A 26,786-nucleotide genomic window follows, 5' to 3' on the forward strand; every position below is an offset into this window, starting at 1 on the left:
CTAAAGATGTGGTTTGAAATAGAAAACGTTTTCCTGCTTATTGTGAATTAACTCACAAAGCTGGCTGAATCAATCATGAATCTTATAGGAAAGTGTGAGGCTGGCATTACTTTAATTGATTCTGCATGAGTATAATTGCTCCCGCTTTATAGCTCCATTTTGTAACACGCCAATAAATAACTTATAAGGAAGTCATAAACTATGAGCCTGTTTATGAGCCTAATCGGTATGGTAGTGCTTCTTGCGATTGCAGTGGCATTTTCTAATAACCGAAAAGCTATCAATCTAAGAACTGTGGGTGGCGCATTCGCTATCCAATTCGCATTAGGTGCATTTGTTCTGTATGTACCTTGGGGCCGTGATCTACTAAACGGTTTCTCTTCAGGTGTTTCTAACGTTATCAACTACGGTAACGATGGTTCATCATTCCTGTTCGGTGGTCTTGTTTCTGACAAGATGTTCGAAGTATTCGGCGGCGGCGGTTTCATCTTCGCATTCCGTGTTCTTCCTACACTGATCTTCTTCTCTGCACTGATTTCAGTTCTTTACTACATTGGCGTTATGCAATGGGTTATCAAGATTCTTGGTGGCGCACTACAAAAAGCGCTGGGCACTTCACGTGCGGAATCAATGTCAGCAGCAGCAAACATTTTCGTAGGTCAAACAGAAGCACCTCTAGTTGTTCGTCCATTCGTTCCAAAAATGACTCAATCAGAGCTATTCGCGGTAATGTGTGGTGGTCTAGCTTCTGTTGCTGGTGGTGTACTAGCGGGCTACGCTTCAATGGGTGTTCCACTAGAGTACCTAGTAGCAGCATCATTTATGGCGGCACCAGGTGGTCTACTATTCGCTAAAATCCTTCACCCAGAGACTGACCAGCCTCACGAAAGTATCGAAGAAGCGATGGACGGCGGCGACGACAAACCAGTAAACGTAATCGACGCAGCAGCGGGCGGTGCGGCTTCTGGTCTACAACTTGCGCTTAACGTAGGTGCAATGCTAATCGCATTCGTTGGTCTAATCGCGCTGATCAACGGTATGCTAGGTGGCATCGGTGGTTGGTTCGGCATGCCAGAACTAACGCTAGAGCTAATCCTAGGTTACGCATTCTCTCCACTAGCATTCCTAATCGGTGTTCCATGGGCTGAAGCAGTAACTGCTGGTTCATTCATCGGTCAGAAAATCGTAGTGAACGAATTCGTTGCTTACTTGAACTTCACACCATACCTAGGTGAAAACGCTCAAGTAATCGCGGCAACTGGTGAAGTAATGTCTGAGAAGACAACAGCTATCATCTCATTCGCACTATGTGGTTTCGCGAACCTTTCTTCTATCGCGATTCTACTTGGTGGTCTAGGTAGCCTTGCACCAAACCGTCGTAGTGACATCGCTCGCATGGGTGTTAAAGCTGTTCTTGCAGGTACGTTGTCTAACCTTATGGCAGCGACAATTGCAGGCTTCTGCTTAAGCCTTGCAGCACTATAATTAGAATCGGTTCTTAATATATAGACGCCGTTTTACATCATGCCCTGTAGCAAGAGATTGCTGCGGGGCATTTTTCGTTTTTCGGGCTCTAAAATCTCATCGGGTGCCGACCTCAGTCTATGAGTTACGCAGCCGATGGAATAGGGGCTAGGAAATTTTGAGATACAAACCGTTTGCGCTCTATTTGGTGCTACAGTTTTGCGGTGAAACTCTATAATGTATTAATCACAGGATAGTGGTTAAGGTTGATACTTAATCACGTAATGAATATTACATAATCGATGGGCAAATGACTTGCCCAGCAATATCAGATCTAATAGGCGTTTTGCTGTGTGATGTGATATTAAAGACACCGCAATCATAGATTGTTGTGCCATAGGCCAAACTGGTACTGTGCGGTGACAAGGATAGCAATTGGCATATGAAATTTTCGCTGTATATGCCGAGTCTTCAGGGAACCAAGTCCGTTCATTAATAGACTGTTTAGCTATTTACTCACATTGTCTCGACTTGTTGATTATAGTTAGAGACGTGATGTAAGGCTGAGTAGTGAATTTTTTGAATATTGATCGGAGATAGAAATGAGCGATTTAAAAGCAGCAGCGCTACGTGCACTTAAACTTATGGACCTAACTACGTTGAATGACGATGACACTGATGCAAAAGTGATTTCATTATGTCATGACGCGAAAACAGCAGTAGGCAACACAGCTGCAATTTGTATTTACCCTCGCTTTATTCCTATTGCTAAGAAGACACTTCGTGAGCAAGGTACGCCAGAGGTTCGCATTGCAACAGTAACGAACTTCCCACACGGTAACGACGACATCGAAATCGCTGTTGCTGAAACAAAAGCGGCGGTTGCTTACGGTGCAGACGAAGTTGACGTTGTTTTCCCATACCGCGCGCTAATGGCGGGTGATGAGAAAGTAGGCTTCGAACTAGTTAAGCAATGTAAAGAGGCTTGTGGTGATATTCTTCTTAAAGTGATCATCGAAACGGGTGAACTAAAAGAAGAAGCACTAATCAAGAAAGCATCTCAAATCTGTATTGAAGCAGGTGCTGACTTCATTAAAACTTCAACTGGTAAAGTGCCAGTAAACGCAACACCAGAATACGCACGCATGATGCTTGAAGTGATTCGCGACATGGGTGTTGCAGAAACTGTTGGTTTCAAGCCAGCAGGTGGTGTGCGCACTGCTGAAGACGCAGCTGCATACCTAGCAATGGCTGACGAAATCCTAGGTGACAACTGGGTTGATGCCCGTCACTACCGTTTCGGTGCGTCTAGCCTGCTAACTAACCTACTAAATACATTAGAAGTGACAGACGAAACTGCTGATCCAGCAGCGTACTAATCCCAATAATATGTCTGAACGGTAGCACCTAAACGGGTGCTACCAAACCTCTTCTATCCTACTTAACCATGGCTCACTGAGAGCATGGGAGGCACTAATGTATTTACCACAAGAAATCATTCGTAAAAAACGTGACGGTGAAGTACTTACCGCAGACGAAATCAACTTCTTTATTCAAGGCGTAGCAAATAACACCGTATCTGAAGGTCAGATCGCGGCGTTTGCTATGACGATTTTCTTCAATGAAATGACCATGGATGAGCGCATCGCCCTAACGTGTGCAATGCGTGATTCGGGCATGGTTATCGACTGGAGCCACATGAACTTTGGTGGCCCAATTGTCGACAAACACTCTACCGGCGGTGTGGGTGACGTAACGTCTTTGATGCTTGGCCCTATGGTGGCAGCATGCGGCGGTTTCGTACCAATGATCTCTGGCCGTGGTCTTGGCCACACAGGCGGTACGCTAGATAAGCTTGAGTCTATTCCAGGCTACAACATCACACCAAGCAACGATGTGTTTGGGCAAGTAACTAAAGATGCAGGTGTGGCGATCATCGGTCAAACTGGTGACCTTGCTCCAGCGGATAAGCGTGTTTACGCGACTCGTGATATTACCGCAACCGTAGACAACATTTCTCTGATCACGGCTTCCATTCTTTCTAAGAAATTGGCGGCGGGTCTGGAGTCGCTAGTAATGGACGTTAAAGTCGGCTCTGGTGCATTCATGCCAACTTACGAAGCGTCTGAAGAGCTAGCGAAATCAATCGTAGCAGTAGCAAACGGTGCGGGTACTAAGACCACTGCAATCCTGACAGACATGAACCAAGTATTGGCCTCTTCGGCAGGTAATGCGGTGGAAGTTCGTGAAGCGGTTCGTTTCCTAACTGGTGAATACCGTAACCCACGCCTACTTGAAGTCACCATGGCTTCTTGTGCAGAAATGCTGGTACTTGGCAAACTGGCTGAGAACACAGAAGACGCACGTGCGAAGTTGATGGAAGCGCTAGACAACGGTAAAGCAGCAGCATGCTTCGGCAAGATGGTTGCGGGTCTTGGCGGCCCAGCAGACTTCGTAGAAAACTACGATAACTACCTAGAAAAAGCGGAAATCATCAAGCCTGTTTACGCGACGGAAACGGGCATTGTTTCAGCAATGGACACGCGTGCGATTGGCATGGCTGTCGTTGCTATGGGTGGTGGTCGCCGTGTTGCTACTGATGAAATCGACTATGCCGTAGGTTTCGACGAGTTCATCCGCTTGGGTGAAGTTGCAGATAGCGATAAACCTCTTGCCGTTATCCACGCTCGCAGCGAAGAGCAGTGGGAAGAAGCGGCAAAAGCACTGCGCAGTGCAATCAAAGTAGGTGGTGAGTACACACCAACTCCAGAGGTTTACCGCCAAATTCGTGCAGAAGATATTTAATAGAACAAGTAATTACACAAGGCCTACTCAACCATAATAAAAAGCCGAGTGGGCCTAAGGAACGAGCAATGAAAAGAGCATTTATTTTAGTACTAGACTCATTCGGTATTGGTGCAACCGCTGACGCTGAGAAATTTGGTGATGTAGGTTCAGACACACTAGGCCACATCGCAGAACAATGCGAAAAAGGCTTAGCAGATAACGACCAACGTCAAGGCGCACTTCGCCTTCCAAACCTATCTAAGTTAGGTTTGGCAATGGCACATAAAGAGTCAACAGGTCGCTTCGCACCTGGCCTAGACGCTGATGCAGAAATCATTGGTGCGTACGGTCACGCCGCAGAGCTTTCTTCTGGTAAAGATACGCCGTCTGGTCACTGGGAAATCGCAGGTGTTCCTGTTCTGTTTGACTGGGGTTACTTCACAGACAAAGCAAACAGCTTCCCTAAAGAGCTGACGGATCGCATCCTTGAGCGCGCGGGTCTTGACGGTTTCCTAGGTAACTGCCACGCATCTGGTACTCAAGTTCTTGATGACTTGGGTGAAGAGCACATGAAAACTGGGCAGCCAATCTTCTACACTTCTGCGGACTCTGTATTCCAAATCGCCTGTCACGAAGAGACATTCGGCCTGGATCGTCTACTAGAGCTTTGCCAAATTGCGCGTGAAGAACTAGAAGATTACAACATCGGCCGTGTAATCGCGCGCCCATTCATTGGTCCGGGTAAAGGTCAATTTGAGCGTACGGGTAACCGTCGTGACCTATCTGTAGAGCCACCATCAGCGACTATCTTACAAAAGTTAGTTGATGAGAAGGGCGGTCAGGTTCATTCCATCGGTAAGATTTCAGATATTTATGCAGGTTGTGGGATCACTAAGAAAACCAAAGCAACAGGCATTCCAGCACTATTTGAAGCAACGAAAGAAGCGATCAAAGAAGCGGGTGATAACACCATCGTATTCACTAACTTCGTTGACTTCGATTCAGCTTACGGCCACCGCCGTGATGTGGCGGGTTACGCTGCAGCGCTTGAGTACTTTGATGGTCGCATCAATGAAGTGCTAGAACTGATGGGTGAAGATGACGTGCTTATCCTAACAGCAGACCACGGCTGTGATCCAACATGGCCAGGTACTGACCATACTCGTGAGCACATCCCAGTATTGTTTTACGGTCAAAAAGTGCCAGCAGGCTCTCTTGGCCGCCGCGAAACATTCGCAGACATTGGCCAAACATTGGCGAGCTACTTCGGTACTTCTCCAATGGATTACGGTAAGAATTTCCTATAATTAGGATATTGAAAACTAGGAGCTGAATGCTCCTAGTTTTATGTTTGCAGTATGCAAGTACTGCTTGTCGGAAATGAGAATACTCTGGCTTATATCGCCTTAAGCGCGGAGCGCTAGAGAAAGGTTAAGGAAAAGAAAATGGCAACTCCACATATCAATGCTGAAATGGGTGCATTCGCAGACGTCGTACTGATGCCGGGTGACCCGCTACGTGCAAAATACATCGCAGAAACCTTCCTTGAAGACGTTGTGCAAGTGTGTGATGTGCGTAATATGTTCGGTTACACAGGCACATACAAAGGCCGTAAGATCTCGGTAATGGGCCACGGTATGGGTATCCCATCATGCTCGATTTACGCAACGGAGCTAATTAAAGACTTCGGCGTGAAGAAAATTATCCGTGTTGGTAGCTGTGGCGCAGTAAACGAAGACATCAAAGTGCGTGATGTTGTGATCGGCATGGGCGCGTGTACGGATTCTAAAGTGAACCGTATCCGTTTTAAAGGTCATGACTTTGCAGCAATCGCAGACTACAAAATGGTTCGCGCGGCAGAAGACGCAGCAAAAGCACGTGGCATTGATGTGAAAGTCGGTAACCTATTTTCAGCGGAGCTTTTCTACACGCCTGATCCAGAAATGTTCGACGTAATGGACAAGTACGGCATTGTTGGTGTTGAAATGGAAGCGGCGGGTATTTACGGCGTAGCGGCAGAATACGGTGCAAAAGCTCTGACAATCTGTACGGTTTCAGATCACATCAAAACGGGTGAGCAAACAACTTCTGATGAGCGTCAAACAACATTCAACGACATGATGCTAATCGCACTAGATTCAGTATTGCTAGGCGACGAAGAATAAGCGACAAAGAGTCATCTTAGTTTCTTGACATTAAGAACTAAAAGAACAGCCCGCACAATGCGGGCTGTTTTTGTATTAGATGTTGATTACCGACTGACTATTTGGTTAGCAGTAGGTTTTGCGCTTTTTTACGGCGGATAGGCTGTCTACGCAAAATCATAATGAATAACATGCCGCACACAAAACTCATTAGCACCATCATGTACATGTAGCGATCACTCTTACGATAGTGGTGGTCAGAAATCGCGGTTACACGACCTGTCTCAAAGGTAACGCGAACAAAACCGATGAGTGCTTCATCGGCAAATACTGGCTCAACCAACTGCTGGCGGCCAATGGAAGCTGTTGCCAAGGGCGTGTCTAAGCCTAAAACTTCGCGTACCGATAGCGCATCTTCACTAGACGCTAAACGTACGCCTTGTGCATCATATATTGTCGCATCAAACACCAAACGGTCTTGTGCTAGCTGGTTTGTCAGCTTAAGTAAGCGTTCTTGATCTTTGGTCAAAATCATTTCACTGGCAGAAAGAGACGCCTGTGAAATCAAAACTTTGGTGAGTGTCTCAAGCTGTTGTGCTTGAATTTTCTCGTTGCCCTTACTGATCACAACACTGTTTTTGATCGTGATAAACAACATCACACACAGTAGGATTAGTGCCAGAATTCTTAGGGCATTCCTTACTGAGAACAAGGATTCACTCATGCTCTTTACTCATCCATTTAAAATAAAACAAAGACTTGCCTTTTTAGTTTGTTGAGGTAACGTTTTAGCAAAGTCATAAGGGATTATATACATGGACGCGTCAAAAAGCTTGCCTATCAGAAAACATACGACACTTTTAAAACGATTACCCGAGACTCGATTTGCCTCCCAACTAGATAAAGCAAAAGCAAACTGGATAGTGTTTGCAGAATACCTTTCGCCACGTCATTTTGAAGACATTGATTTCTTCACAGGTGTCTACAACCCCGTGTTAGAAACGTGGAAAGTTGGCCAATATGAAGTCGCCTTGATGGCAGGAGAGTTGACCCCTCAACACGAAACGATCTTACAAAGCCTCAACTTGGATTACGCCTCGCTTAATGAAGTTCCAGATCTCTCAACCCAAGGTTTGATTGTATTTGACATGGACTCAACGGCAATCCAGATAGAGTGTATTGATGAAATCGCAAAATTGGCCGGAGTCGGGGATGAGGTGGCAGAAGTTACTGAACGTGCGATGCAAGGTGAACTGGATTTTGAGCAAAGCTTGCGTCAACGCGTAGGCAAGCTCAAAGGTGCGGATGAATCAATTCTTGAACAAGTTCGTTCCCAATTGCCATTTATGCCGGACTTTGAAGCGTTAATCGCAACGTTAAAAGCACTAGGCTGGAAAACAGCGATTGCTTCCGGTGGTTTTACTTACTTCTCGGACTATATCAAAGATAAAGTCGATTTAGATTTTGCTCGCTCTAATCAGTTGGAAATCATTAATGGTAAGCTCACGGGGAACGTACTTGGCGATGTGGTTACCGCGCAGATGAAGTCAGATATCCTGGTGGAGTTGGCGGATGAATACGAAATTGAGCAGCACAACACGGTTGCTGTCGGTGATGGCGCTAACGATCTTGTGATGATGTCGGTGGCGGGCTTAGGTATCGCGTACCACGCAAAACCTAAAGTGGAAGCTCAAGCGCAATCTGCGATTCGCTTTGCAGGCTTAGGCGGTGTGCTCTGTATTTTATCTGGTGCACTGGTGAAGCAGCAAAAGGTCAGCTGGAAAGCAAAACCTTAATTTATCCATTCAAAAACACCGCCTTTCTGGCGGTGTTTTTCGTTGACTTAGTATGGCTCTAAATTTACTCGGTTAACTCCAATCTAATTACAACCTCTTCCGTAATGTCTTCAAACTCACTGTAACCGACCAAAGCGGTCAGCTCCTTTTCTAATTTGCTCGCTTGATGTACACCAAATTGGGTTAAGTCACTTAAATCTTGTTGCAGCAACGATGTCATCGGATCGAAAATTGGGGCTGTAGATAAGCGAATTACGTAGAAGTCACCCATCATTCGCGCTTTCTTTATAAATTGAATCCGTTCTTTTACGCTGTTGAACTCTTGATGAAGCTTAGACTCAATGCCTGTAATTTTATTGCCGACTTTGGCTGCGCTAATGTAGATATCCTGATGCCTTGCTTGAGCTCCCTCTACACGCTTTATCGGCTCTGCGATTAATGTGCTTGTTCGACCTTTAAAGATAGGTTCAAGTGACAACAATTGATCGTGCCCAAGGCGTGCAAAAAGCTCAATGTGCTTAGGTAGCGGCAAATTCACCCCAATAACGGGGGTTTTGATTGAAGACGACGCTGTTTTACTGATAAAAATGGGTGTGCTCAGAGTTCGAGAGAGCAACATGCTGTGCAGTCTTTCAAGTAACGCATTACTCGGTAGCATTTCTTTTTGCGGGATCAACTTATCTTGATTGTGCTCGATAATGCTGTTGAAAAAGGCGATCACTTTAATGGTGTGGCTGCTTTCATCAATAACTAGCTGTACGCTACAGCCATCTGGACTAACACGAATTACCCGGTATGGCACCGACGTTAAAGGCAGCTTTTTGTCGTAGAGTTGTAACTCTCGGAAGTTGATCTGAACCTCTTGCCCAGAGCGCAACATAGTAGGTTCGTCCAGTTTAATGCCGAGCCCTCGCTTTGAAATATCGACGGTGCTGCCGCTCGCTGTGACGGGCCCAGAACATAGTTCTATTGGGGTCTTAAATCGGTAACGTGGCTCTTTACGACGAGACTTGGCATCAAAATAAATGCCTTTCGGGTTGCCTATAATTCTTCTCGGATGGCGAAATGCATTTAACGTATTCGCGGGTAAGCGCGGCTTTTCAGTGAGCAGATAATCCTGCCCTGATTTTTCGTCAGCAATTTCTTGCAAGATGCCAATATGAGTCAATGATTGGGACGTTTCAGCCAACTCCGGAGAGAAAGCGGCTAAGTCTTCCTGTTCTTGCTCTGACAGTTCAAATATCGAAATTCTAAACGCGCGCCAACTTTCACGTTTAGCACCTAAATGCCAAAATAGCTGGCGTTGTTCACGAGTGGCCTCAGGACGAAGCATCGAATAGAAATAGGTTCGGTTTTCGTGCTCGTGAGTAAATGAATAAAGGACGTTTGTGGTGCCTTTAACGCCAGGTTTAATGAGTGACGCGACTCGCTTCTCATTAAATAAGGATCCAAACATTTGCTGGTTCCTTTCATCATGCCAGTACTGCCAAAGCTTTTGATTGTTTGGCGTCAACATAGCGAGTTTCAGCTCACTGCCATCAAAGAATAGAGGTAAGCTGCTGGTGTGCTTAAGCGCGATGTGCTCATAACCACGAGTTCGAGCTCGAATGATCTTATCTTGATTATCGTGACGAGCTCTTTTCGCTGCGCTGTTGAGCGCTTCATCGATCACTCGAGTAACGACATTGGTTTCAGTTAAACGTATGGTTCTGAGGTATCGAACTGAGTCATTCTCGTAACAGTCATCAACCGCAAGTATGCGGTACGCCAGCGGTTTCTCTATTCCGGCAACCTGAGATTTGCTGGCAAATTCAGTAAACGTGACCTGAATAATCTCCCCAAGGTTATATTTAAACGCACTTGGGACTTTGAACTTTGCGCCAGAGCAGGATAAGTCAATGCTTAACCCATGCAGAAGTTGCCCTTTAGAGCGGCAAATCTCGACTTGAGATTGGACTTTCAAGCGCTTTTCTTGGCGCTTTAAGTCATAGCCGAGGTGAACAGGCTCCGCTAAGAAAGGGCTTTTAGGATCCGTTAACGATTGCGTTTTTTGTTGAGTAAGACGTTTGCTCATTACGCGAAAGTTATTCCGCGTGTTGACCAAAGCTTCCCACATTCCCTCAGTGTAGCCGCCAAACTTTTTGATGTTTTTATGGTAAGCGTTGAAAGCAACGTCATCTAACCAATGTGGAATACCATCCAAAATATACTCGCGACATTCACCTTGGACGCGACCGCGCAGATCGATGCTTTTTTTGCACGGAGCCATCAAGCGGTTAAGTTCCATTTTCACTAAGATTTTGGCCGAAGGCGGCTCTTCCTCGGTCAATTGGCCAAGGACAAAGTCAAAGTCATCCGAACCGTAAACGGGAATGAGTCGTTCTGCGATCGAGAGAATTTCAGATTGCTGCATTATTTCTGTTAGAGTATGTCGTTACTTTAAATTGTATCGGCTAAGCGAAGTAAAACTTAAGTATATCAATAGTTCATTTCAGTTAAGGTCTGACTTGGCTGTGCTTAGTCACATTTGTAGAAAAAATCGAGGCATCATGGCGAAAGCAAAACGAGCGTATGTTTGTAATGATTGTGGCGCGGATTTTCCCCGTTGGCAGGGGCAGTGTAACGCATGTGGTTCGTGGAATACGATAACAGAAGTCCGTATCGCTGCATCGCCAACGGTTGCTCGTAATGAACGTTTATCCGGCTACGCGGGCTCCGCAACAGAAGCTACAGTTCAAACGTTATCCGAAATTGATCTGCAGGAAGTGCCACGCTTCACCAGTGGGTTTAAAGAACTTGACCGCGTATTAGGTGGGGGCGTTGTACCCGGCGCCGCTATTTTGATTGGTGGTAACCCTGGCGCGGGTAAATCCACCTTGCTGCTGCAAACCATGTGTAGTTTGTCTGCGCAAATGCCAACGCTCTATGTAACAGGTGAAGAATCGTTGCAGCAGGTGGCGATGCGTGCTTCTCGACTAGGCTTGCCGAAAGATCATTTAAAAATGCTATCGGAAACGAACGTCGACAAAATTTGCCAAATTGCCGAAAAAGAGCAACCTCGCATTATGGTGATTGACTCGATTCAGGTAATGCACGTTTCAGATGTTCAATCGTCACCGGGCAGTGTTGCTCAAGTACGTGAATCTGCGACAGCTCTGACACGATACGCAAAACAGAATAACGTCGCGGTATTTATTGTTGGTCACGTAACAAAAGATGGTACCCTTGCGGGCCCTAAAGTTCTTGAGCACATTATAGACTGTTCAGTGCTGCTTGATGGTGGTACTGATAGCCGCTTTCGCACATTGCGTAGTCATAAAAACCGCTTTGGCGCTGTGAATGAGCTCGGTGTTTTTGCAATGACAGGCCAAGGGTTGAAAGAAGTGAGTAACCCATCCGCGATTTTCCTTTCTCGTGGTGAAGAAGAAACATCTGGTTCTTCTGTTATGGTGGTTTGGGAAGGTACGCGTCCTCTATTAGTAGAGATTCAAGCGTTGGTGGATTACTCGCAATTGGCAAACCCTCGCCGTGTTGCGGTCGGTTTGGAGCAGAACCGCTTATCACTTTTGCTCGCTGTGTTGCATAAGCATGGTGGCTTACAAATGGCAGACCAAGATGTCTTTGTTAATGTGGTTGGCGGTGTTAAGGTGACGGAGACGAGTGCCGATCTTGCGTTAGTTATGGCGCTTTTATCGAGTTTTCGTGACCGTCCACTTCCCAAAGATGTGGTTATTTTTGGTGAGGTCGGGCTTGCAGGCGAAATCCGTCCTGTGCCAAGTGGGCAAGAACGTTTGAATGAAGCGTTCAAACATGGTTTCAAGAAAGCCATTGTGCCTGCAGCCAACATGCCGAAAGGCGGCATTCCTGGCATGCAAATTCACGGCGTTAAGAAATTGTCGGAAGCTATAGAGGCTTTTGACGAGCTGTAATGCTCATAAGAATGGTATTTGTGTAATCACAAACTGTTCTATCCGTCCTCAATAAAATGCGAATAAAGTACATAAATTGCTGTGTTTGACTATGCTTTGGGGACGGAAATTTCACGTTAAAATTTTTTTTCTTCCATCCGCACGCAAGGGTATCAGTATTGACAGAATGTGATATACTCTGCGCGCACTTTATACCTTATTAACAGAGTAAGACAATGACTGATTTATCAAAATACAGAAACATTGGTATTTTTGCTCACGTAGACGCGGGTAAAACTACCTCTACAGAGCGTATCCTAAAGCTAACTGGTAAGATCCATAAGATCGGTGATACACACGACGGTTCAACTACAACTGACTTCATGGAGCAGGAAGCTGAACGTGGTATCACAATCCAGTCTGCAGCAACAACTTGTTTCTGGAACGATCACCGTCTAAACATCATCGATACTCCTGGACACGTTGACTTCACTATCGAAGTTTACCGTTCTCTAAAAGTACTTGACGGTGGTATCGGTGTATTCTGTGGTTCTGGTGGTGTTGAGCCTCAGTCAGAAACTAACTGGCGTTACGCTGACGAATCACACGTATCACGTCTGATCTTCGTTAACAAACTAGACCGTATGGGCGCAGATTTCTACAAAGTTGTAGATCAAGTACAAAACGTACTAGGTGCTACACCTCTAGTTATGACTCTACCTATCGGTATCGAAGAAGATTTCGTAGGTGTTGTAGACGTACTAAGCCAACAAGCTTACGTATGGGATGAGTCTGGCCAGCCAGAGAACTACGAAGTTCAAGATATTCCAGCAGACATGGTAGAAAAAGCTGCTGAATACCGTGAAATGCTAATCGAAACTGCTCTAGAGCAAGACGAAGATCTAATGATGGCTTACCTAGAAGAAGGCGAAGAGCCATCTCTAGAAGACATCAAACGTTGTATCCGTAAAGGTACTCGTGATCTAGCATTCTTCCCAACTTACTGTGGTTCAGCGTACAAGAACAAAGGTATCCAACTTATTCTTGACGCGGTAATTGATTACCTACCATCTCCAACAGAAGTTGATCCACAGCCTCTAACTGATTCAGAGACTGGTGAGCCAACTGGTGAAGTTGCGACTGTATCTGCAGACGAGCCACTACGTGCGCTTGCATTTAAGATCATGGACGACCGTTTTGGTGCTCTAACCTTTATCCGCATCTACTCTGGTAAGATGAAGAAAGGTGACACAGTACTTAACTCTGCAACTGGTAAAACAGAGCGTATCGGCCGTATGGTTGAGATGCACGCAGACGAGCGTAACGAGATCGATTCAGCACAAGCTGGTGACATCATCGCTGTAGTTGGTATGAAGAACGTTCAAACTGGTCACACTCTATGTGATCCTAAGCACGAATGTACTCTTGAGCCAATGATCTTCCCAGATCCAGTAATCTCTATCGCAGTTAAGCCTAAAGATAAAGGCGGTTCTGAGAAGATGGGTATCGCGATCGGTAAAATGGTTGCAGAAGATCCATCATTCCAAGTTGAGACTGATGAAGATTCAGGCGAAACTATCCTGAAAGGTATGGGTGAGCTTCACCTAGACATCAAGGTAGATATCCTTAAGCGTACTTACGGCGTTGAGCTAGAAGTTGGTGCTCCACAGGTTGCTTACCGTGAAACTATCACTCAAGCAATCGAAGACAGCTACACGCACAAGAAACAGTCTGGTGGTTCTGGTCAGTTCGGTAAGATCGATTACCGCATCAAACCAGGTGAGCCAAACTCTGGCTTCACGTTCAAGTCAACAGTTGTTGGTGGTAACGTACCTAAAGAATTCTGGCCTGCAGTTGAGAAAGGCTTTGCGTCAATGATGGAGCACGGTGTTCTAGCTGGCTTCCCTACTCTAGACGTTGAAGTTGAACTATTCGACGGTGGTTTCCACGCAGTTGACTCTTCAGCAATCGCTTACGAAATCGCTGCTAAAGGCGCATTCCGTCAGTCTATGCCTAAAGCTGGCGCGCAACTTCTTGAACCAATCATGAAAGTTGACGTGTTCACTCCAGAAGATCACGTTGGTGACGTAATCGGTGACCTTAACCGTCGTCGTGGTATGATCAAAGACCAACAAGCTGCGTCTACTGGCGTACGTATCAAGGGTGATGTACCTCTATCAGAAATGTTTGGTTACATCGGTACTCTACGTACAATGACTTCTGGTCGTGGTCAGTTCTCTATGGAGTTCTCACACTACGCACCATGTCCAGCAAACGTTGCTGAGCAAGTAATTGCTGACGTTAAAGAGCGTAACGCTAAGAAGTAATTCTTAAGTTAACTCTATAACTTGAAAGCCCCGCCTAGTGTGGGGCTTTTTGTATCTAACCGCTTACACACAGCGCGTTTTTGTTTCGCTGATATACGCCTTTGGTATTGTTTACCGACTATTCTGAAGCTGAGCCAGTATTACTAACATTGAGGTCGATGGTTTTAAAATCTGGTATCACTGACTTTTCAAATGTTTCTATTTCTTCTCTCAACCATTGTGCAAACAATTGGGCTTTAGGTCGCTTTAAGTAGCCTTTTGGAGCGCACAGGTAATACGCAAATTTGGGTTTAATGGCTATATCACCAATTCGGACCAGTTTGCCTGAACGGAAATATTGATGAGCTAAACTGTGTTTGACGAGCGCTACGCCTTGTAGTGATAACGCGGCTTCTAACACTAAGTGTGAGCCACTGTATTTTAAAGCAGGCTTTGCCGCTGAATGACCAAGTCTCGCTAACCACATGTTCCAGTCCAGATCTGGCCAAACGTCTTCGATGAGCTCTGCTTTGCTTAAATCTTCAATGCGATAAATGCCGTGCTCTTTCTGATATACCGGGTGACAGGCAGGATAAAAAGCTTCATCCATTAGCCATTGTGATTCTAAATTAGGGTATTTTCCTAAACCGTAACGGACACACAAATCGATCTGACTATCTTGAAAAGACACCAAATCATTGGTTGGTTCTAATAGTAAGGCGATATCAGGGTGACGCTGACGAAAAGCTGTAATTTTCGGGACTAACCAATGGTGAGCGAAAGAGGGGAGTGTTGATATTGAAAGGTGGTTAGGATTAGGATCTTGATTAACCAATCTCACCCCTTGCTGCAAATGAGCAAACCCTCTTTCTGCCTGAGTAAACAGCAGCTCTCCCTCAGGTGTGAGCACTATTTTTCTGTGCTGGCGAACAAATAAGTCCGTTCCTAAAAACTCTTCAAGATGACGAATTTGCTGACTGATGGCAGCTGGCGTAACAAACAATTCTTTTGCCGCTGTTTTAAAGCTACCTTCCTTTGCTGCAACGAAGAAGTAATACAAGCCCTGTAAAGGAGGCATTCGATCTTTCACATTAGTTTTCCTTAACTCAATGGCAGATTCTATCGTTTGAGGATATCAGCGTAGTCGCTGATTATTAAGTGGTCAACATTGTTATAGGAGTTGGTTACATGGAAAACATGACACACACTTGTGAGCGCACTTTATCAGCTGACCATCAGACCGGATTACAGTTAATTTATTCTAAACTTGCTAGTTGGAGAAGAAACTACAAGACACGTCGTCACTTGAGAGAGTTACCAGAACATCTTTGGGACGATATAGGATTAGATGAAAAGGAGATTAATAGTGAAGTGAGGAAGCCGTTTTGGAGAGAGTAGTTTATGAGTTTGATTCAAGCTCAGAATTAAACTGCACTCCCCAATGATATTGAGGAGTGCAGACAAGGCTATAAGTCTTCTTCCCACACAACCAATTCACCTTTCGGCCAGTTGTGACCAATTTCATGATACTTTTGCTCAAGCACATGACGTTTAATTTTGAGTGTTGGCGTCAATACGCCATTTTCAATGCTCCAAGGCTCTTTAATCATTAATACGCCTTTGATTTGCTCATGAGAGGCGAGTTCTTGATTCATTTTTGCAATGACTTTGCGGGTGGTTCGTGCGTACCGCTCTCGATCAAAGTTAGGAAAATCATGTGGCACAACCAAAAGAATCGGGGCTGGTAGCCCTAAACCGATTAGACACATCATCTCTACGCGACTGTATTCGAAAAGTTTTTTCTCGATAGGAACTGGAGAGACAAACTTACCTTTGGCGGTTTTAAAGTTATCTTTTTTACGGCCTTGAATGGTTAGGTAACCATCTGAGTCGATAGAGCCGATATCGCCTGTGTGTAGCCAGCCCTCTGAATCAAAAGACTCTTGGGTGGCAATGTCATTTTTGTAGTAGCCAGAAAATAGCCCTTTGCCACGCACCATGATTTCATCATCGTCAGCGATTTTTAACTCAATACCTGGTCCAGCATTACCGACACTACCAATTTTGTCAGCTCTAAATGGGTAGTTGAGCGTGCTATAAGCAAATGATTCTGTCATGCCCCAAGCTTCAGTAATATTGAGTCCTACAGAGTGGTACCATTCCAGCAGTGCTGGTGATACCGGGGCAGAGCCACAGCCTAATACTCGAGCCTGATCCAACCCCAATCCTTCTGCGAGCTTTTTCTTGATCAGAGAATTGACGAATGGGATTTTCAATAGAATGTTGAGCTTCTTCTGTGGAAGTTTGTCTTGAATACGTTGTTGGAATAGCGTCCATAATCGCGGGACTGAGATAAACAGAGTCGGGCGGTGCATTTTTACATCTTCGATAAAGGTATCCAATGATTCTGGAAATGCTGTTGGTACACCACCCATGATGGATGAGCCAAAAATGTAGACGCGCTCTGTAATATGAGCCAAAGGTAAGTAAGAAAATAGACGATCATTTTCTTGAATACCGATATGGTTTATCAGTTGTTGTACTGACCAGTTAAACGCTCCGTAGGTCAGCATAGCACCTTTCGGTAATCCTGACGTACCAGAGGTATACACCAAAGACATTAGCTTATCGTCGTAGTGCTGTGGACGCTCTTCACTTGGCATTGCATCGGCAATGAGTGCTTGGTATTCATACTGACATTTTGGCGCGGTATCGTAGGGGAGCGCGATACTAATGAGCTCCGGCATTGCATCAATGACTTGCTGGGTTGCTTTAGGATCATCGAGTTTTCCGCCAATGAGCGCTTTACTCTCACTATGAGTCACACAGTATTCGATGGTGTCCGCGCCCGCGGTAGGAAAGATTGGCACACTGACATAATCGCCAAGCATCATCGCAAGATCGCAAATAAACCACTCTGCACAGTTTTTAGACACTAACGCCACTTTGTCGCCAGGCTGTACTCCGAGGTTGCGTAGTGCACTGACGAGTTTTAAGGCTTGATCGGCAACATCAGCGAACGTGTATTCAACAAATTGTCGGTTAATAATTTGCTTTAGGTAGACCTCATTTGGGCGCTCTTGAGCCCATTTGAGAATCATTTCATTTGGTGGTGGGAGAGCGCAACCAGCAGCGCTGTTTAGATTCGGCTGATTCATTTTTAGTGACTCCATGTCTTCTCGTTGTATTTATAATTGTTAACGCATTGTTAACTTTAGCATGTTAAATAACGACACGGGAATGCATTTTGATGAAATATGTGGGGAGGATAGCGTTAGTTACCCCTAAAGTTGGTACTAATAGCGCCTAAAACTGTTGCCGATAATTCGCTGGGGACAGGCCTGTTTTTTTCTTAAAAATTCGAGAAAAGTAAGAGACATCTCGGTATCCACATTGATAAGCAATATAGGCAATTTTCATGGATTCATTTTCAACGAGCATTTTCTTTGCTAATGAAATGCGTTTCGCAGTGACATAATCACGAAAGCACATACCAACTTTGCGATGAAATACTTTGGAAAAGTAGTTCGGTGAGTAGTGACAAAGCGCAGCAGCTTCCTCTTCCCTTAGGTCTTTATGGACATTATTGGCGATGTAATGAACCACGTCAGAAAAATTCGATTTTCCGCTTCGAGAAAAGAGTTTATCGACCGAAATTTGTTCTTCGTCGACCTTGCTATGCAAAAAGTATTTCAATTTTATCTGTGATAGCCAAATCGGGAGGGTGATTTCATTCAACGTATAATATTCCGCACAAATATGCTTTGGCGGTAAGTGAGGCTCGATACCGGTTGGATGTATAACGATCAGTTTTTTGTCGAGATTTTCACAGAGCGTGATGACGCCTTTCAGGTGCTCTCGATGATCGCAAGTCATGTAGTAGAAGAAATAGCTGTGTTCTTTATCGCTAAGCACAGAGATATCTTTGCTACAGTCCATAATCTCAAAGCTCTTATCAAACTCACAGCGAAGTGATTCCGGCAGCGAGCAAAGAGTCTCTCCAATCCAATAAGCTTTGGTCAGTCTATCCATATGAATCCTGCTCAGTACGTACTACACCAACGTTAGTATGTATTGAGGTCAGTCGAGCCTCATTCCTTGAGCTTCAGACCTCACCCTTTCGTTTATTAAGCTTAGGCTTATATAGTCATACTGCAAGTGTGAAAGGTGTCACATAGTTGGTGGCGATGTGTCTCGTTATTGATACATTTTGATTCTGAAGCGCAGGTAGGCAAGAAAGTACCAACCTTTGGCAAAAAAGTCCTAACCCCCCTAATTCTCGGTGACTAATGTTTAAGCATGATTCAGGTGCACATGAGACCTGTATCATTAATAGCGAGATACGTTAAAGGGGATAATCATATGGATAACTTTCGCAATCTAATCAAGGACTTCATGGAAGATGAAGAGGGGCTAACACTTTTAGAGTACATTCTAGGTGCGGCATTAATTGTTACAGCGTTCTTGACTTCAGGCTTCTGGACGACTTTGTCTAACAAGTTTACTTCAGTAGCTGGTCGTATCAGCAGCTCGTAATGGTTAGCGAGTTAGTTATTTGGTCATTGCTTATTGCGATTGGAGTATCAGACGCTCAGAAACACAGAATACCAAACAAAGCGGTGCTTATGCTTTTGGTTGCTGTTACTGCAAACGTAATTTACAACCCAGCAACAAGTGGCTTGGATCATTTATATGGTGGGTTGGTTGCGTTTGCAGTGTGTTTCGCGCTGTATCTGTTCAAAGTAATGGCTGGAGGAGACGTTAAGTTACTCGCCGTCATAGGGGCATGGCTGGGTCTGAGTAACCTTGGGGAAGCGTCTACTGGAATAATACTTGCTGGAGGCATCGTGGGCATTTTTTATCTAATGTTACACGTGTCATCGACTAGTGTTGCTCTATCACACCAGATAAAAGGGTATTGCTTAGAAAAAGTAACACCAGGCTTTAGGTCTAATAAGCCGTTAGTCATTCCTTTCGCGCCGATAATCGTAATTGGATTAGCTTATTTCTCCTACACCCATTAAATAATAATAAAAAATGGCATGCAGCATCAGTTGACTAGGCAACTTCAAGAGGGGAAGTGTGATGGGCTCTGTGTATTGGGAAAAACTCGTGCCACAAATAAATCCACCAAAGGTGCCTTCGTCTGTCGAGGGTCTTGGCGTGCCGTCTTCAGTTGTTGAAAACCTAGTGTTGAAACATCTGTCTGCCTATCCCAAATGTGACTTAATCGAATTAACGCAACGGCTTTGTATTGTTTCGAATATTGTCGAGCTTGCTTTGGCGCAGTTAAGAAAGCGAAGTTGGGTAGAAGTTTATCAGCCAGCATCAGACAAGTTGAGTACATCGTATTCCAACGTACGCTACAGTTTAACTGAGCTTGGGCTTGCAGAAGCAGACATTGCGTATAGAAAAGATCCGTATATCGGTCCTGTTCCCGTTTCTTTGGAAGAATATTGGACGGTTGTTGAGGGACAAGATCTTCGCAAGCATCCTATTAATCGCAATGATGTTGAGCGAGCGCTGTCTGACGTGTTTGGTTCGGATCATTTGATACCCGTTTTAGGACCAGCCATTAACTCGGGGCGCGCTTTGTTGCTGTATGGTCATGCGGGTACCGGTAAAAGCTACGTCGCATCAAGAGTGCTCAATGCAATGAACACTTCGGTATTCATTCCTTATGCCGTATATGCCGATGGCAACATCATCAAAGTGTTCTCAGAGCATCATCACCGTCGTTTAGACAACTCCCATTCTCAGGTTTTCGTCAAGTTGGAAACGCATTACGACAAACGCTGGGTTCTTTGTGAAAGACCAAACATTCAAGTGGGCGGTGAGCTGACATTGGATATGCTTGAGGTAAACCACAGCGAGCATAATCGTGTATGGATTGCGCCACTGCAAATGATGGCTAACAACGGAATCTTGGTAATTGATGACCTTGGTCGTCAGTCAATGCCTGTTGATGCCCTGCTAAACAGATGGATCGTTCCAATGGAGTACTTATTTGACCACCTAGCTTTGCCAAATGGTCAACAAGTCACGGTGCCGTTTATGCTCACTCTGGCATTCTCCTCCAACTTTGCACCAAGCAAAATTGCAGACCCCGCTTTTTTACGTCGTTTGGGCTACAAGATCGAGTTTACACCGCTTGGTTTGACAGATTATCAAGCGCTTTGGGTTTCGCTTGCTAAAGATTACCAAATGACGCTTGTGCCTGAGTTTTTCGATACGTTAAGTCAGTTACATCGCGACAATGATGTCGCCAACTACCCTTGTTTACCAAAAGACTTACTCGGTATTAGCCGCGATATTTTGGTGTTCGAAGGGAAAGAGAAGGTCGTCTCATCAGACATTTTAACCCGTGCCTGGGGACTGTACTTCACAGTGGATGAATAGGGAGATCTAAATTATGAGTCGGACTCAAGTCATCATGTTGCTGTTGCTCTCCATTGTTTTCGGCCTTGCCGCCGTTTTGATAGCTAAACAATGGATGGATGGCAGAAACCAACCAACTGTCGAGTTAGAAGAGGTCGAAAGACACCCAGTTTTAGTTGCCGCCATGGAACTAGAGCCAGGGACCATTCTATCTGAGAAACATTTGTCTACTAAGCTCATGGAAGTGGATTGGATAGACGATGAAACGCTAAAAGTACAAGAACAGGCATTGGGAAGAATTGTTGCCAATACCATTTATGCGGGCGAGCTGGTTAACTCGAATCGTCTTGCATTGCCCGGTGAGGGCGCGACACTTGCTGCTTTAATTCCTGAAAACAAACGAGCAATCACCATTCGTGTCAATGACGTTATCGGTGTGGCTGGGTTCTTGTTACCGGGCAATAAGGTCGATGTATTGAATACCGTGAGTTATGGACAAGGTAAAAATGCCACAACAAAAACGGTGCTTAAAAACATCAACGTTCTTGCGGTCGACCAAACAGCCAAAACCAATGATAACAAACCCGTTATTGTGCGTGCGGTGACTTTAGAAGTAACACCGAAAGAGGCTGAAAAGCTCCTATCGGCGAACAGCAAAGGCGACATTCAACTTGCTCTACGCAACCCTCATGAAGTGGATAAACCTGTTGTAGCAAGAAAATACACGCCACGACCTAGTGTGACCATTATTAAGGGATCTCAGGCATCCAGTGTCCGAGTCAGCAATTAGGTGAATTATGAAAACAATAATATTACTCGTTAGCCAGTTACTTTTTGTCAGCTTGTCTGTTAACGCAGCCACGGTGCAGTCAGGAAAAGTCGTGACCGTTGCGCATCACCAATCAACCCAATTGATGATATCCGGCCAAGCGAAGAAAGTGACGTTAGGGGATCCAGAAGTCTTGGATATTTTAGTGCTCAGATCGAACGAGCTGTTTCTTATTGGTAAGAAGTTAGGTACCACGAATGTGTCGGTGTGGGATCGCCGAGGCCGGTTAATTGAGCAGTTTAACGTGGAAGTCACGCATGATCTAAACACGCTTAAATCAAAGCTTTATCAGTTCTTGCCGGATGAAAATATCGAAGTGCACAGTGCGCAAGAAAAAGTGGTACTTAGAGGCTTGGTCAGCAGTCAGCAAAACATGGACACTGCGGTTAAAATTGCTGAAACCTTCGCTTTGGGTGAAGCGGCAGATGAAGAAGATGACAGCTCTAAAGATGATGACAGCATGGTGATCAATCTACTTTCTATTGGCGGGGCTCAACAGGTGACGCTAGAAGTGACCGTTGCTGAAGTGCAGCGCACACTGGTAAGACGTTTTGATTCAAACTTCCACTTTTTTCAAAGAAGTGGAGACTTTACCTGGGGTGGTACGACTGCTGGTGGCGGTATTGATGGTATTGGACCGATTTTGAACGTCCCAACAGTCGAAGATTTCGGTTTTCTTGGGTCGTTTATCGACAGCAATACCTTGTTTACCTTCGCACTTGATGTGGCGAAACAAAATGGTGTGGCGAAAGTGTTGGCAGAGCCTAGCCTTACCGCATTAAGTGGTACGCAAGCCGAGTTTGTCGCTGGTGGTGAATTCCCAATTCCAGTACCAAATGAAGATGGTATTACCATCGATTATAAAGAGTACGGTGTTCAACTCGACTTCGTTCCGTTTATTTTGAGTGATAAGAGAATCAACCTCAAATTGAACGTCAATGTGAGTGAAATCTCCAACTCAGGTGTGCTGACGTTTAATCCAAACGAAGTGAATGCCACGTTCTTTATTCCGCCAATCACCAAACGAAGTGCTGGCACCACGATTGAGCTGGCTGATGGCCAAACCATTGGTATTGCAGGCTTATTGAGTGAAAACGCACGTAATGTCGCGGATGGCATACCTGGAGCGAGTGATTTACCTGTTTTGGGGCGCTTGTTCAAGAGTGAAGAGTTTACCTCAGGGGAAACAGAACTTGTCATTCTGGTCACCCCTCGATTAGCAACCCCAATCGATCGACGTCGAATCACACTGCCAACGGATGGCTTTGTGGCTCCGAACGATGTGGAGTTCTATTTGCTTGGTAAAGGTGCTGAGTTGGATTTCGATAGATACCAGCTAAACGACATCAGCGAAGAAGATACTAACAACAACTTTATTCAATACGGTTCGTCAGAAGGTGGCTCTGAGGGCAAGTTTGGGCACAGTCTATAAGTGGGAGAGCAAGATGAAAAGCATAATGATAATGACCATTTGTTTCACATCATTCGGCTTGTTTGGCTGTGCGAATGACCCCGAGCTTGGTATCTCGGTTAGCCAGTTGCGCGCTGAACAAACTCTTAATCCAGAAGCGTGGTATGAGAATTTGGGTTATTTACCGGAAGGTAGTGGTGAGCGTACACAAGTTAGCTTAGAGGTATATAACAACAACGGGGTAGCCAAAGATGAGTAAGTGATGTGTTCACTTAGGAGGGGCTATGCGAAGGAATATGCATATAGCACCAAGGCGAACCCAGAAAGGGATTACCTTAGTGTTGATAAGCTTGGTTTTGTTGATTCTGCTAGGCGTTGCGGCGTTTGGTATTGATTTAAATCACCAAGTTCTTAATAAAACACGTTTACAGAATGCGGTCGATACTGCGGCCCTTGCAGGTGCTGTCGTTGCCGATAAGACAGAGGATGTGAATCAGGCTGAAACCGCAGTGAGAACAACGCTTAGTGGAATATCAACCGAGCCTGGAAATTCTGAGCTGACGTTTAGTGACAGTAATACAGCGGTGACATTCTCGCATGATATGCAGACGTTTGTAACTGCAGCAAGTTTTACACCGCCATTGGGGGAGTACGATATTTATGTCCGCGTAGCGGTCACCGATATTAGCCTAACGCAGTATTTGAGTGGTTTGTTTGGGATTAATAAAGAGGTCTCTGCGAGTGCGGTTGCGGGGCGAAGTGCGGCGATTGCATATACGTGTAATTTAACGCCAATCGCCATGTGTGGTGACCCTGCCGGTGATGTGAGTGATGCATGGGGGTATCGTCCGCCGGGTTATGACCCTAATGTAGATATGGATCCTTCTCTAGTGCATGAGCTGAAAGTCGGGGATCAGAATAACACCGATATGGGACCCGGGAACTTTCAGTTGCTCGATTTTGGACAAGGAACGGGTAATAGTGGTGCGGCCTTGGTTCGTGATGCATTGTCTGGGGCTTACAACGGTTGCGCATCAATTGGCGATACCGTTACAACTAAACCTGGTAATAGTGCAGGTCCAGTTGCACAGGGACTGAATGTGAGGCTCAACGACTTTTCGGGACCGATTAAAAATGACGGAACGGTTTTACCAGACAAATACGTGAGAGAGCCCGATGTTTTGGCTGAGACCGATGCGGAGTACGCAGGCGATCTGTATTACGCCAACTATCGTCAGGAGCTAAGCTCTTGTGAAAGCGGTGGTGCTTGTGATGGCAATAGTTATACCGGTGATGGTGGTCTGAACGGACGCCGTATTTTGCGTATCCCTATCGTAGATTGTACGGCCTCGACAGGTAAGTCTGATTTTGATGTTTTGGGCTTTGGTTGCTTCTTTTTATTACAAAAAGTCAGTAACTCAGGTCAATCATCAGTGTTTGGGCAATTTCTTTATGATTGTTTAATTAATAACGGTTCGACTGGCACGGATCCGACAGATAAAGGCTTCTACCGTATCCAGCTATACAAAGATCCGTTTAGCGGGGCCTCTTGATATGTTGTATTCAAATAGAAAGCATCAAAGGCCAAATATTTGCAGTCAACAAGGGCTGGCAATCATAGAGTTTATTCTCGCCTTGCCAGTGCTATTGATGCTAACCGTTTTAGTGATCGATGTGAGCCGAGCTTTTATTCAGTATACCGAGGTCAATAAAGCGCTGCAGAATGGGGCAAGGTATGCCGTCGTTGATACGTACGGCACGTTGAACTTTGAGTCAATTGCTGACGAAACCAGTATCAAGAATGTCGTTGTGTATGGAAGCCCAATTGCCTCTACTACACCTGTGATAGACCATATCAGTGTGGATGATATTGTCATTACCCAACCAACGAGTACCAATAAGGTGGTCACTCTATCGGCGACTTACAATTACGTGCCGATATTCTCGACCTTACCTTTTTCGAGCACTTCTTTGCAATTTAGCATTGGGGCGACCACGTCTATGAGGACAGGCCCATGAAACGATTGATAACGAAACAAAAAGGAGTGACGCAGCTTGAGTTCTCGGTAATCGCTTTGGCCGTTATATTAGTCCTGTTTTTGATCATCGAGTTTGCGATCTATTTCTTTTCGGTGCAAATGGTCAATGAGGTAACACGAAGAGCTGCGAGGCTTGCTACCGTGTGCTATATCGCTGATAGGGATGACATTCCTAACTTACCAGCTGTATCAGATCTCTATCCATCAGGCTTTTCTGCGAGTAATTTACAGATAGATTATCTTGATGAAGCTGGTGCAAGTGTTGACGTATCAGGCTTTCTTTCTACCCCTCCAGCGTCTAATGACGTATTAAATGCGCAGTTTTCTCAAATTAAATATGTTCGAGCAAGAGCGGTGAATTATACTTTTCAGTTTTTTGTTTTAGCTGCTTTAATTAATGCAGTAGGGAGTACTCCAGCTTTTGAAACTATATTGCCTGCAGAGAGTTTAGGAATACTTAGACCCGAAGGGACCAATGTCATTACGGATTGCTAATGGAGTAGCTTTATGTTGAAACCAGTTAAAATAAATGAAGAAACATATAAAAGTTTAAAAACTAACTTGATTGTTTGGATAGTTTATTCTACGTCAAACTTTAAAATTCATATTGCTGATGAATTATCTGGATGTGTCAATCTAAATATTGATTGGATAGAGCTAGAGTCTTTTAATTTAGACTTTGTTAAAAATAAGCAAATTCCCGATCTTATTTATATTGAAACCGGTGAAAGTTGGGCGCAGAAAGTGGCTCATGTGTACTCTAGTGACAGTAGCTTACAGCATAATCACACCGCTTTGATTGTCTTTGGTGATGAAAACGATACTGCATCTCTCAAAATGGCATTGAGGCTTGGGGCAACAGACTATTTGTCGCGTTCTGTTGATCTTGGTGAGCTTTATCCGCTATTAAAATCGACCGCGGATGAAAAGATTGCCAATAAACAAATGGGCGATTTAACTTTATTTATCAATACAAAAGGTGGTTCGGGTGCAACAACACTGGCGATCAACACCGCGATAGAACTGTCAAGTTATGCGAAGAGTAAAGTATTGCTCATTGACTTAGATATGCAGTTTAGTGATGCGGCCGATTATTTAAACTGTAAGCCAAAATACAACATTAATGATGTGATTGATTCTGTTAATGATTTGGATGAGTTATCACTAGAAGGTCTCGTATATCAACATCCTTCAGGTTTGAATTATTTATGTTTTAACCAAAATGATACCAAGGATAATCATAAACACGCAGTTCAAGTCAGTAAGTTATTACCTATTCTGAGACAGTTTTACTCACATATTATTGTGGATTTGTCTCATGGTGTTGAGCATGTTTATCAACAAATTGTTTCTCCGGCTACGCATATCTTTTTAATTATGCAGCAGAATGTTACTTCGGTTAAGCATGCTGTCAGCTACATACGTTCTTTAGAATTAGACTATGGTTTAAGTAGTCATCAGGTTGAACTGATTGTTAATCGTTTTGAAAAGAAATCAACAATATCTTTGAAAGACATTGAAAATGCAGTTAGTGGACATGCGATACATTTAGTACCTAATAATTTTGCTATTGCTATCGAGAGCGCTAATTTGGGTAACCCAATTGTTCAATCTAAGAAAAATAGTGCGCTGAAAGCTTCTTTGGCTGAAATATCGCACTTATTAGAAAGTCCGACCAAAGAGAATCAAAGTTGGATCAAAAAACTATTTTCTTAGTAAGGGGG

General features: G+C 44.6%; 24 protein-coding genes. 19 read left to right on the forward strand and 5 right to left on the reverse strand.

Features of this window, described 5'->3' with window-relative positions; all coding sequences use genetic code 11:
* Nucleotides 1–201 precede the first annotated feature (201 nt).
* From L3V27_RS18215 to deoD, 5 genes are all read left to right on the forward strand, one after another.
* Nucleotides 202–1,485: a NupC/NupG family nucleoside CNT transporter gene (locus L3V27_RS18215; RefSeq protein WP_006742377.1), complete on the forward strand. Its 1,284-nt coding sequence runs from the start codon at nucleotides 202–204 to the stop codon at nucleotides 1,483–1,485.
* Nucleotides 1,486–2,066: 581 nt separating this feature from the next.
* On the forward strand, nucleotides 2,067–2,843 hold the full coding sequence (gene deoC / locus L3V27_RS18220) for a deoxyribose-phosphate aldolase (RefSeq protein ID WP_006742378.1): 777 nt from the start codon (nucleotides 2,067–2,069) through the stop codon (nucleotides 2,841–2,843).
* A 97-nt stretch (nucleotides 2,844–2,940) separates the two neighbouring features.
* Nucleotides 2,941–4,269 (forward strand): thymidine phosphorylase, encoded by a 1,329-nt coding sequence (gene deoA, locus L3V27_RS18225; RefSeq protein WP_048625940.1) that lies wholly within the window; start codon nucleotides 2,941–2,943, stop codon nucleotides 4,267–4,269.
* 68 nt (nucleotides 4,270–4,337) lie between these two features.
* Nucleotides 4,338–5,558: a phosphopentomutase gene (locus L3V27_RS18230; RefSeq protein ID WP_150919360.1), complete on the forward strand. Its 1,221-nt coding sequence runs from the start codon at nucleotides 4,338–4,340 to the stop codon at nucleotides 5,556–5,558.
* A gap of 138 nt (nucleotides 5,559–5,696) precedes the next feature.
* Nucleotides 5,697–6,416 (forward strand): purine-nucleoside phosphorylase, encoded by a 720-nt coding sequence (deoD, locus tag L3V27_RS18235; protein WP_006742381.1) that lies wholly within the window; start codon nucleotides 5,697–5,699, stop codon nucleotides 6,414–6,416.
* 97 nt (nucleotides 6,417–6,513) lie between these two features.
* Here the strand turns inward: deoD and L3V27_RS18240 are convergent, their stop codons facing one another.
* Nucleotides 6,514–7,119: a YtjB family periplasmic protein gene (locus tag L3V27_RS18240; RefSeq protein ID WP_041852892.1), complete on the reverse strand. Its 606-nt coding sequence runs from the start codon at nucleotides 7,117–7,119 to the stop codon at nucleotides 6,514–6,516.
* Between the two features lie 91 nt (nucleotides 7,120–7,210).
* Between L3V27_RS18240 and serB the strand changes: the two genes are divergently transcribed.
* Nucleotides 7,211–8,191 carry a phosphoserine phosphatase gene (serB, locus tag L3V27_RS18245; RefSeq protein WP_006742382.1) on the forward strand — a complete coding sequence of 327 codons (981 nt, stop codon included), beginning with the start codon at nucleotides 7,211–7,213 and terminating at the stop codon, nucleotides 8,189–8,191.
* Nucleotides 8,192–8,255: 64 nt separating this feature from the next.
* On the opposite strand, the gene L3V27_RS18250 is transcribed toward serB, so the two are convergent.
* Nucleotides 8,256–10,604: a PilZ domain-containing protein gene (locus L3V27_RS18250; RefSeq protein ID WP_237312462.1), complete on the reverse strand. Its 2,349-nt coding sequence runs from the start codon at nucleotides 10,602–10,604 to the stop codon at nucleotides 8,256–8,258.
* Nucleotides 10,605–10,740: 136 nt separating this feature from the next.
* On the opposite strand from L3V27_RS18250, the gene radA reads away from it, so the two are divergent.
* Nucleotides 10,741–12,120, forward strand: coding sequence for a DNA repair protein RadA (radA, locus tag L3V27_RS18255; RefSeq protein ID WP_012841458.1), 1,380 nt, complete (start codon nucleotides 10,741–10,743; stop codon nucleotides 12,118–12,120).
* Nucleotides 12,121–12,335: 215 nt separating this feature from the next.
* Nucleotides 12,336–14,426 (forward strand): elongation factor G, encoded by a 2,091-nt coding sequence (gene fusA, locus L3V27_RS18260; RefSeq protein ID WP_012841459.1) that lies wholly within the window; start codon nucleotides 12,336–12,338, stop codon nucleotides 14,424–14,426.
* A 118-nt stretch (nucleotides 14,427–14,544) separates the two neighbouring features.
* On the opposite strand, the gene L3V27_RS18265 is transcribed toward fusA, so the two are convergent.
* The gene (locus L3V27_RS18265) at nucleotides 14,545–15,495 is read right to left on the reverse strand and encodes a LysR substrate-binding domain-containing protein (protein WP_065645470.1); all 951 of its coding nucleotides are present in this window, start codon (nucleotides 15,493–15,495) and stop codon (nucleotides 14,545–14,547) included.
* 98 nt (nucleotides 15,496–15,593) lie between these two features.
* Between L3V27_RS18265 and L3V27_RS18270 the strand changes: the two genes are divergently transcribed.
* Nucleotides 15,594–15,803, forward strand: a complete 210-nt coding sequence (locus L3V27_RS18270) for a DUF1127 domain-containing protein (protein WP_047008935.1) — start codon at nucleotides 15,594–15,596, stop codon at nucleotides 15,801–15,803.
* 68 nt (nucleotides 15,804–15,871) lie between these two features.
* Here L3V27_RS18270 and L3V27_RS18275 read toward each other — a convergent pair whose 3' ends face one another.
* The gene (locus tag L3V27_RS18275; protein WP_012841461.1) at nucleotides 15,872–17,563 is read right to left on the reverse strand and encodes an AMP-binding protein; all 1,692 of its coding nucleotides are present in this window, start codon (nucleotides 17,561–17,563) and stop codon (nucleotides 15,872–15,874) included.
* A 148-nt stretch (nucleotides 17,564–17,711) separates the two neighbouring features.
* Nucleotides 17,712–18,437, reverse strand: a complete 726-nt coding sequence (locus L3V27_RS18280) for a helix-turn-helix domain-containing protein (protein WP_182036650.1) — start codon at nucleotides 18,435–18,437, stop codon at nucleotides 17,712–17,714.
* A 330-nt stretch (nucleotides 18,438–18,767) separates the two neighbouring features.
* Here L3V27_RS18280 and L3V27_RS18285 point away from each other — a divergent pair, with 330 nt between their 5' ends.
* From L3V27_RS18285 to L3V27_RS18330, 10 genes are all read left to right on the forward strand, one after another.
* A complete protein-coding gene (locus L3V27_RS18285; protein WP_031781043.1) occupies nucleotides 18,768–18,941 on the forward strand; it encodes a hypothetical protein in 174 nt (57 codons plus the stop codon).
* Entirely contained in the window at nucleotides 18,941–19,429 is a 489-nt protein-coding gene (locus L3V27_RS18290; protein ID WP_041852894.1) for an A24 family peptidase, read from the forward strand. The genes L3V27_RS18285 and L3V27_RS18290 overlap by 1 nt, the downstream gene beginning before the upstream one ends.
* 61 nt (nucleotides 19,430–19,490) lie before the next feature.
* The gene (locus L3V27_RS18295; RefSeq protein WP_006742388.1) at nucleotides 19,491–20,804 is read left to right on the forward strand and encodes a hypothetical protein; all 1,314 of its coding nucleotides are present in this window, start codon (nucleotides 19,491–19,493) and stop codon (nucleotides 20,802–20,804) included.
* A 13-nt stretch (nucleotides 20,805–20,817) separates the two neighbouring features.
* The gene (gene cpaB, locus L3V27_RS18300) at nucleotides 20,818–21,573 is read left to right on the forward strand and encodes a Flp pilus assembly protein CpaB (protein WP_006742389.1); all 756 of its coding nucleotides are present in this window, start codon (nucleotides 20,818–20,820) and stop codon (nucleotides 21,571–21,573) included.
* 7 nt (nucleotides 21,574–21,580) lie between these two features.
* The gene (locus L3V27_RS18305; RefSeq protein WP_006742390.1) at nucleotides 21,581–23,044 is read left to right on the forward strand and encodes a type II and III secretion system protein family protein; all 1,464 of its coding nucleotides are present in this window, start codon (nucleotides 21,581–21,583) and stop codon (nucleotides 23,042–23,044) included.
* Between the two features lie 13 nt (nucleotides 23,045–23,057).
* Nucleotides 23,058–23,282, forward strand: a complete 225-nt coding sequence (locus tag L3V27_RS18310; RefSeq protein WP_012841463.1) for a hypothetical protein — start codon at nucleotides 23,058–23,060, stop codon at nucleotides 23,280–23,282.
* Nucleotides 23,283–23,307: 25 nt separating this feature from the next.
* Nucleotides 23,308–24,576, forward strand: coding sequence for a pilus assembly protein TadG-related protein (locus tag L3V27_RS18315; RefSeq protein WP_170903268.1), 1,269 nt, complete (start codon nucleotides 23,308–23,310; stop codon nucleotides 24,574–24,576).
* A 1-nt stretch (nucleotide 24,577) separates the two neighbouring features.
* Nucleotides 24,578–25,042: a TadE family protein gene (locus L3V27_RS18320; RefSeq protein WP_012841464.1), complete on the forward strand. Its 465-nt coding sequence runs from the start codon at nucleotides 24,578–24,580 to the stop codon at nucleotides 25,040–25,042.
* Nucleotides 25,039–25,557, forward strand: a complete 519-nt coding sequence (locus tag L3V27_RS18325) for a TadE family protein (protein ID WP_041852895.1) — start codon at nucleotides 25,039–25,041, stop codon at nucleotides 25,555–25,557. Before L3V27_RS18320 ends, L3V27_RS18325 begins: the two co-directional genes overlap by 4 nt.
* A gap of 12 nt (nucleotides 25,558–25,569) precedes the next feature.
* Nucleotides 25,570–26,778, forward strand: coding sequence for an AAA family ATPase (locus L3V27_RS18330; protein ID WP_048625931.1), 1,209 nt, complete (start codon nucleotides 25,570–25,572; stop codon nucleotides 26,776–26,778).
* Nucleotides 26,779–26,786 lie beyond the last annotated feature (8 nt).

This window comes from Vibrio sp. J2-3(2022) (genome assembly GCF_021725735.1).
Lineage (GTDB): Bacteria > Pseudomonadota > Gammaproteobacteria > Enterobacterales > Vibrionaceae > Vibrio > Vibrio diabolicus.

Excerpts from the sequence above, each read along its gene's own strand:
- L3V27_RS18215 (WP_006742377.1), top strand. The coding sequence starts at position 202 with ATGAGCCTGTTTATGAGCCTAATCGGTATGGTAGTGCTTCTTGCGATT.
- deoC (WP_006742378.1), top strand. The coding sequence starts at position 2,067 with ATGAGCGATTTAAAAGCAGCAGCGCTACGTGCACTTAAACTTATGGAC.
- deoA (WP_048625940.1), top strand. The coding sequence starts at position 2,941 with ATGTATTTACCACAAGAAATCATTCGTAAAAAACGTGACGGTGAAGTA.
- L3V27_RS18230 (WP_150919360.1), top strand. The coding sequence starts at position 4,338 with ATGAAAAGAGCATTTATTTTAGTACTAGACTCATTCGGTATTGGTGCA.
- deoD (WP_006742381.1), top strand. The coding sequence starts at position 5,697 with ATGGCAACTCCACATATCAATGCTGAAATGGGTGCATTCGCAGACGTC.
- L3V27_RS18240 (WP_041852892.1), bottom strand. The coding sequence starts at position 7,119 with ATGAGTGAATCCTTGTTCTCAGTAAGGAATGCCCTAAGAATTCTGGCA.
- serB (WP_006742382.1), top strand. The coding sequence starts at position 7,211 with ATGGACGCGTCAAAAAGCTTGCCTATCAGAAAACATACGACACTTTTA.
- L3V27_RS18250 (WP_237312462.1), bottom strand. The coding sequence starts at position 10,604 with ATGCAGCAATCTGAAATTCTCTCGATCGCAGAACGACTCATTCCCGTT.
- radA (WP_012841458.1), top strand. The coding sequence starts at position 10,741 with ATGGCGAAAGCAAAACGAGCGTATGTTTGTAATGATTGTGGCGCGGAT.
- fusA (WP_012841459.1), top strand. The coding sequence starts at position 12,336 with ATGACTGATTTATCAAAATACAGAAACATTGGTATTTTTGCTCACGTA.
- L3V27_RS18270 (WP_047008935.1), top strand. The coding sequence starts at position 15,594 with ATGGAAAACATGACACACACTTGTGAGCGCACTTTATCAGCTGACCAT.
- L3V27_RS18275 (WP_012841461.1), bottom strand. The coding sequence starts at position 17,563 with ATGAATCAGCCGAATCTAAACAGCGCTGCTGGTTGCGCTCTCCCACCA.
- L3V27_RS18280 (WP_182036650.1), bottom strand. The coding sequence starts at position 18,437 with ATGGATAGACTGACCAAAGCTTATTGGATTGGAGAGACTCTTTGCTCG.
- L3V27_RS18285 (WP_031781043.1), top strand. The coding sequence starts at position 18,768 with ATGGATAACTTTCGCAATCTAATCAAGGACTTCATGGAAGATGAAGAG.
- L3V27_RS18290 (WP_041852894.1), top strand. The coding sequence starts at position 18,941 with ATGGTTAGCGAGTTAGTTATTTGGTCATTGCTTATTGCGATTGGAGTA.
- L3V27_RS18295 (WP_006742388.1), top strand. The coding sequence starts at position 19,491 with ATGGGCTCTGTGTATTGGGAAAAACTCGTGCCACAAATAAATCCACCA.
- cpaB (WP_006742389.1), top strand. The coding sequence starts at position 20,818 with ATGAGTCGGACTCAAGTCATCATGTTGCTGTTGCTCTCCATTGTTTTC.
- L3V27_RS18305 (WP_006742390.1), top strand. The coding sequence starts at position 21,581 with ATGAAAACAATAATATTACTCGTTAGCCAGTTACTTTTTGTCAGCTTG.
- L3V27_RS18310 (WP_012841463.1), top strand. The coding sequence starts at position 23,058 with ATGAAAAGCATAATGATAATGACCATTTGTTTCACATCATTCGGCTTG.
- L3V27_RS18315 (WP_170903268.1), top strand. The coding sequence starts at position 23,308 with ATGCGAAGGAATATGCATATAGCACCAAGGCGAACCCAGAAAGGGATT.
- L3V27_RS18320 (WP_012841464.1), top strand. The coding sequence starts at position 24,578 with ATGTTGTATTCAAATAGAAAGCATCAAAGGCCAAATATTTGCAGTCAA.
- L3V27_RS18325 (WP_041852895.1), top strand. The coding sequence starts at position 25,039 with ATGAAACGATTGATAACGAAACAAAAAGGAGTGACGCAGCTTGAGTTC.
- L3V27_RS18330 (WP_048625931.1), top strand. The coding sequence starts at position 25,570 with ATGTTGAAACCAGTTAAAATAAATGAAGAAACATATAAAAGTTTAAAA.